Source organism: Streptomyces sp. WM6372, assembly GCF_001279655.1.
In the GTDB taxonomy this organism is placed as follows: domain Bacteria; phylum Actinomycetota; class Actinomycetes; order Streptomycetales; family Streptomycetaceae; genus Streptomyces.
Genome location: NZ_LGDB01000138.1, coordinates 182,055 through 188,054, shown reverse-complemented (window position 1 = coordinate 188,054; position 6,000 = coordinate 182,055). Strand labels below are relative to the sequence as shown.

The following is a 6,000-nucleotide window of genomic DNA, read 5'->3' as shown; positions in this document are numbered from 1 at the left end:
GGGGACGGGGACGGGGACGGCAGGACGGTGCTCATGTGCGGGTTCCGGGGCAGGACGACGGGGCGAATGCGGTCGAGGCGGCACGGAGGCAGGGTGATCAACCGCCGCCCCGGCCTCGCGCCTGTCCTTGGTACGGCCGACGCAGACCGGCTACGACCATATCCGTCAGGTGTGCGGAGCCCGCCCCGGGGGAGGGATACGAGTACGGGAAGGACGAGACATGACGACGCGCGCCCATGACGCAGAGGTGCCCCCGCCCGCCGGCTCCGGAGCCCCCGCCGGTCCCGCAGACCCCGCCGCGGGCGGCGAGCCCGCCTGCCTGCTCCACCTGGTCTGCCCCGACTGCGGACGGCTCGCGACCGAACGCGGCGCCCGGTCCTGCTCCCGCTGCGGAGCCCCGCTCCCGGCCCCCGGCTCGTGACGCCTCCGCGACCGCGCCGGATATCCGGTGGCCCGGGCACGGGCGGCGGTCCTAGGGTGCGAGCCATGACGATCATGGGCTCCGAAGCCGTAGACCGATCCGTGTCCCTCACCGCACAGGCGCTCCGGAAGGTGGCGCACCTCGACTGGTCCGTCCCGGCCGCCGGCCTGGAGTGGAGCAGTGGAGCTGTTACGACACCGCCGTCCACGTGGCGAGCGATTTCACCGGGTACGCCACCCAGCTCACCGGGCGCTCGACCAGCGGGTACGCCCCCTTCGACATCAGCGCCGACCCCGGCACCACCCCCGAGGGCCTGATCCAGGTCATCGAGGCCACCGGAGGCCTGCTGTCCGCCGCCGTGGCCGTCACCGACCCCGAGGTCCGTGCCTGGCACCCGTACGGCATGGCCGGCCCGGACGGATTCGCCGCGATGGGCGTCGTCGAGACGCTCCTGCACACCCATGACATCCTGAACGCTCTCGGAGTCCACGACTGGGAGCCCGACGCGGACCTCTGCGAGCAGGTCCTCGACCGGCTCTTCCCCCAGGCACCGCGCGACATCGCCGCCCCGTGGCCGACCCTGCTGTGGGTGACCGGCCGGGGGGAACTCCCCGGCCTGCCGCGCCGCACGGCGTGGCGCTGGTACGCCGAGCCCATCACCGCGGACCGCGTCGTGCTCTGCGAGATCTCCCCGCTCGTCGCCGGCGACCTCAGCGACGGTGGCACCGGCGGCTTCGCCTGGGCCGAGGACGGCCCCGGCGAGGGCACGCGGTTCGCCTCCGGGATGGTGGCCAAGGCGCGCGAGGAGGGTACGTTCCGCCCGGGTTGGGGCGCGTACGCCGTCGTCCGTACGCAGGACCGGCGCGCGATCGGCGGGATCGGCTTCCACGGGGTCCCCGACGCCGAGGGGAACGCGGAGGTCGGCTACGACCTCGTACCGTCGGCCCGCGGCAACGGGTACGTGACCGAGGCGCTGAACGGCCTGGTCGCCTGGGCCTTCGGGCAGCCCGGCGTGACCGCGCTGCACGCCAGGGTGGACGCCGACAACGCGCCCTCCCACGGGGTGCTCGTCCGGGCGGGCTTCGAGCGGACGGGCTCCACCGAGGACGGCGGAGCCCGTTACACCCTGCGGGCGGCTGGTCGCTAGCCGCCGGTCAGCGGCCGCGGCTCAGTAGCCGCAGTTGGTGACCCACTTGTGGGAGGAGATGCGGTCGTTCCACTCCCACGGGATGTTGCCGGCCGAGCCGTTCGGGGCGCACGTGGACGCACCGCCGTAGCCGATGTTCTCGTAGACGCGCACGTCCCCGAAAGAGCCGGCGTACCCGTTGTTCCACCAGGACGAGGCCCGGTCGTTCATGTTGAAGTTGCCGCCGGCCCCGCAGGTGCGCCAGTCGGAGTCGTCGCCGCTCCAGCCGCAGGCGTGGCCGCCGCGGTTGGTGTCCTCCCAGACCCAGTAGTTGCCGTCCGCGGCCGCGCCGGAAGCGCCGGCCGTGGCGGAGGCACCGGCCGTGGCGGCTCCGGCGGCGGTCACGGTCGCGGGAACGGCCAGCAGCGGTACGGCGAGCGCGCCGGCGAGCAGCAGGGTGCGGAACTTACGCATGGGATCCTCCGGAAGGTGGTGGGTTCTGTGCCGTGCCGTGTGGTGCGGATACCTGGCGCGCCGTCGGCAGCGCGCCGTTCTGGAGCCGCCACCTGAGTGCGATCTCCTCCTGGTGCCGGGACCGGAGTTGTTCGCCGTAGGTGCGGTCCAGAGCCTGGGAGACCCGGGCCAGCGCAGTGCCGGCCGCGCAGGTCGCTTCGACGACGGCCAGTTCGGCCTCGGCCGCGTCCGCCTCGGCCGGCGGCATGCTCTCGCCGAACCGGGCCGCGGCCTGCCGGGAGGCGTCGGGGTCCGCGTAGGGGCGGCCCGCCGCCCGCATGCACGCGGCCCACTGTCCGACGGCTTCCGCGTACTGCCGGTCCTCGTGCACGAGCGCTTCCCGCACCGGCCGCAGGTTCATCGTGACGACCTTGACGCGGAACCAGGTCGCCAGATCCCCGTAGAGCGTGCGCTCGGCGTCCGCGATGCACCCCTCGGCGGAGGCGGTGATGGTCATGCCGGTGGGGGCGGTGGCCGAGAGCCCCACGGGGGCGGAACCCATGAGCGCGGTACGGGCGGCCGCCCGCCCGGACGCCGGAAGCCCGCGGAAGTACCGCTGGTTGGGGTCGGCCTCCCGCTCCTGGGCGGCGGCTCGCTGGTCCCGGCCGCCGTAGCCGTGGGCCCGCGCCCACTCGATGTCGTCCACCCCGTACGGGAAGGACCGCGCGGTGTCGTCCGGGGCCTCGGTGACGGCGTACGGGAAGCCCCGCCCGTCCATGCAGCGGCTGATCAGGATCTGCTCGGCCCGCTCCAGCAGGCGGGCGTCCGCGGCGCTCGGCTCGCGGGCCGGGGCGAGCGGGGCCGCCGGACCCGCTGCGGCCCCGGGCGACCGGCGGGCCGGGGGCTCGGTGGCCGATCCGCAGCCTCCCAGGAGCAGGAAGGCCGCCAGGGCGGCGGCCGTGGCCCCGCCCGGGTGGTGTCGTTGCATCGGTGTGCTCCTTCCTCTCGCGGCGACGGTGGTGCCGGTGGTGCGGCGAACTCAGGTCTAGCGGCGATCCGTTGTTCGGCGTCGGCGTGGTGGCAGTGAACAAACAATTGCTGAACAATCCACCCCAGAGGGCAGCAAACTCACCAGGTGGGAAAGGGGAGGACATGGCCCGCAAGGAGCGTCCGCTGGAGGGGGAGGACGGACCGCTGCGGCAGTTCGCCGCCGCCTTGCGCCGCCTGCGCCACGAGGCCGGATCCCCGCCGTACCGGGACCTGGCGGCCCGCGCCCACTACTCGGTGGCGACGTTGTCCGGGGCCGCGTCCGGCCGTCGGCTGCCGAGCCTCGACGTGACGCTGTCGTACGTCCGCGCCTGCGGGGGCGAGACGCAGGAGTGGGAACGCCGCTGGCACGCCGTCGCCGCGCAACTGTCAGCGGAGGCATCGGAGTCGGAGCCGGAACCGGAAGAGGAGGATCCGGGCGAGGGCGGGGCGCACGGGACTCCGTACGTCGGCCTCGCGGCCTTCCGGACCGAGGACGCGGGCCTGTTCTTCGGCCGGGAGCGGCTGCTGGAGGACTTCCTGGCGACCCTGGCCCGGCAGCGGGTCGTGGCACTCGTCGGCGCCTCCGGAGCCGGCAAGTCCTCCCTCCTGCACGCCGGACTGCTGCCCCGGCTGTGCGCGCGGACCCCGCCCCGGTCGGTGCACGTCCTGACTCCCGGGCCGCACCCGCTCGGCCGCGTACGGCAGGCCCTGGACGCACACCGGAGCGGTGACGGCGAACTCGTCCTGGTCGTCGACCAGTTCGAGGAGGTCTTCACGGTCTGCGCCGACCCCGACGAGCGCGCCCGCTGCATCACCGCCCTCGTCGAAGCGGCCCGGAGCCCCGGTTCCCGCTGCCGCGTCGTCCTCGGCGTACGCGCCGACTTCTACGCCCACTGCACCCGGTACGACGCCCTCGTCGAGGTCCTGCGCGACGCCCAGGTCCTCGTCGGACCGATGAGCGCGGCCGAACTGCGCCGCGCCGTCGTCGAACCGGCCCGCCGGGCCGGCCTCACCGTCGAGGGCGCCCTCCAGGCGACGCTCGTCGCCCACGCCCACGGACAGGTCGGCGTCCTGCCCCTGCTCTCCCACGCGCTCCTGGAGACCTGGCGGCGCCGCCGCGGCGCCGCCCTGACCCTGGACGGCTTCCACGCGGCGGGCGGCTTCGAAGGCGCGCTCGCCCAGTCCGCGGAAACCCTCTACGGCTCCCTCTCCGCACGTCAGCAGCGGCTCGCCCAGCAGATCTTCGTCCACCTCATCGCCCTCGGCGAGGGCACGGAGGACACCAAACGCCCCGTGGCCCGCGAAGAACTGAACCAGGACGCGGACACCGCGACCGTCCTCGCCCGGGCCGCGCGACTGCGCCTGCTCACCCTCGACGACGGACGGGTCGAACTCACCCACGAAGCCCTCATCCGCGCCTGGCCGCGGCTGCGCGGCTGGCTCACCGACGACCGCGAGCGCTTACGCCTGCACCGCCGCCTCACCGACGCCGCCCGTGCCTGGGAGGCCCTCGGCCGGGACTCCGGCGCCCTCTACCGCGGTACCCGGCTCGACCTCGCCCGCGACCTGGCCGCCACCCGGCCGGACGGGCTCACCACCGGCGAACGGGCCTTCCTCGAAGCGAGCACGGCGGCCGAGGCCGCCGCCGGGAACACCGCCCGGCGCCGCGCCCGCCGGCTGCGCACCCTCGTCGCGCTGCTCGCCGCCCTCGTGGTGGTGGCCGGGGCCGCCACCACCCAGGCCGTGCGCGCCGAGGACGAGGTCACCCGCCAGCGCAACGACGCCGTCGCGCAGAACCTCGCCGACAGCGCGACGGACCTCGCCAACACCGAGCCGGGGCTGGCCGTACAGCTGAGCCTGACGGCGTACCGCCTCTCGCCCACCGCCAAAACGCGCGACGGCCTGGCCAGCACCCTGATGACCGCGACACCCGCGCACGCCAAGGAGGTCCTCGCGCTCGCCTACCGCCCCGACGGACGCCAGCTGGCCACCGCGAGCGGCGACCACACCGCCCGGCTGTGGCGGATGCACGGCACCGACAGCCCCGTCGCCGAGGCCACGCTGAGCGGTCACGGCGACGACGTCCGCGCCGTGTCCTACCGTCCGGACGGCCGCACGCTCGCCACCGGCTCCGCCGACGGGAGCGTCCGGTTGTGGGATACGGCCGACCCGTCCCGGCCGGCCGTGCTGGCCTCGCTGACCGGGCAGGGCGGCGACGTACGCTCGCTGGCCTTCAGTCCGGACGGCCGTACGCTCGCCACCTCCGGGACCGACGGCGGCGTGGGGCTGTGGGACGTGACCGACGCCGCCCGCCCCGCCCTGCTCACACGGCTCTCCGGACACCGGGACGCCGTCCGCTCCGTCGCGTTCAGCCCGGACGGCCGTACGCTCGCCAGCGCCGGCGAGGACCGGACCGTACGGCTCACCGACGTGGCGGACCCGGGGCGGCCCCAGCCGCTGGCCGTCCTGGAGGGCCACGACAGCGCCGTGTTCTCGGTGGCCTTCGGACCGGACGGGCACACGCTCGCCGCCGCCAGCGGCGGACGTACGGCGATCCGGCTCTGGAACGTCACCGATCCGCGCCGCCCCGCCCCGCTCGCCGTCCTCGCGGGCCACACCGACGTGGTCGGCTCCGTGGTGTTCAGCCCCGACGGGCGGACCCTGGCCAGTGCGAGCGACGACCGCACGGTGCGGGTGTGGAGCGTGGCCCGCCCCGCCCACCCCGGTCTGCTGAGCACGCTCACCGGCCACCTCACCGCCGTCAGCTCGGTCGCCTTCAGCCCCGACGGCGCGGTGCTGGCCTCCGGGGGGTTCGACGCCACCGTCCGACTGGCGGGCACCGACGAGGCGCGGGTCATCGCGGACGCCTGCGCACACACCGGACCCCGGATCACCCGCGCCCAGTGGTCCGCGCACCTGCCGTACGTCGCGTACTCGCCGCCGTGCAGCGGGCTGGAGCAGCGTCGTTAGC

Annotated in this window: 5 protein-coding genes; 3 read left to right on the top strand and 2 right to left on the bottom strand. The window is 75.1% G+C overall.

Going from position 1 to position 6,000, the window contains the following annotated elements:
* Positions 1–220: 220 nt before the first annotated feature.
* Complete coding sequence (locus ADK52_RS12540; RefSeq protein ID WP_053689843.1) at positions 221–421, top strand: hypothetical protein; 201 nt, start codon at positions 221–223, stop codon at positions 419–421.
* Between the two features lie 208 nt (positions 422–629).
* On the top strand, positions 630–1,568 hold the full coding sequence (locus ADK52_RS12535; RefSeq protein ID WP_234343680.1) for a GNAT family N-acetyltransferase: 939 nt from the start codon (positions 630–632) through the stop codon (positions 1,566–1,568).
* Between the two features lie 21 nt (positions 1,569–1,589).
* On the opposite strand, the gene ADK52_RS12530 is transcribed toward ADK52_RS12535, so the two are convergent.
* Entirely contained in the window at positions 1,590–2,021 is a 432-nt protein-coding gene (locus tag ADK52_RS12530) for a peptidase inhibitor family I36 protein (RefSeq protein WP_053689842.1), read from the bottom strand.
* Positions 2,014–2,988: a hypothetical protein gene (locus ADK52_RS12525; protein WP_053689841.1), complete on the bottom strand. Its 975-nt coding sequence runs from the start codon at positions 2,986–2,988 to the stop codon at positions 2,014–2,016. The genes ADK52_RS12530 and ADK52_RS12525 overlap by 8 nt, the downstream gene beginning before the upstream one ends.
* Positions 2,989–3,152: 164 nt before the next feature.
* Here ADK52_RS12525 and ADK52_RS12520 point away from each other — a divergent pair, with 164 nt between their 5' ends.
* On the top strand, positions 3,153–5,999 hold the full coding sequence (locus ADK52_RS12520) for a hypothetical protein (RefSeq protein ID WP_053689840.1): 2,847 nt from the start codon (positions 3,153–3,155) through the stop codon (positions 5,997–5,999).
* Position 6,000: the final 1 nt, after the last annotated feature.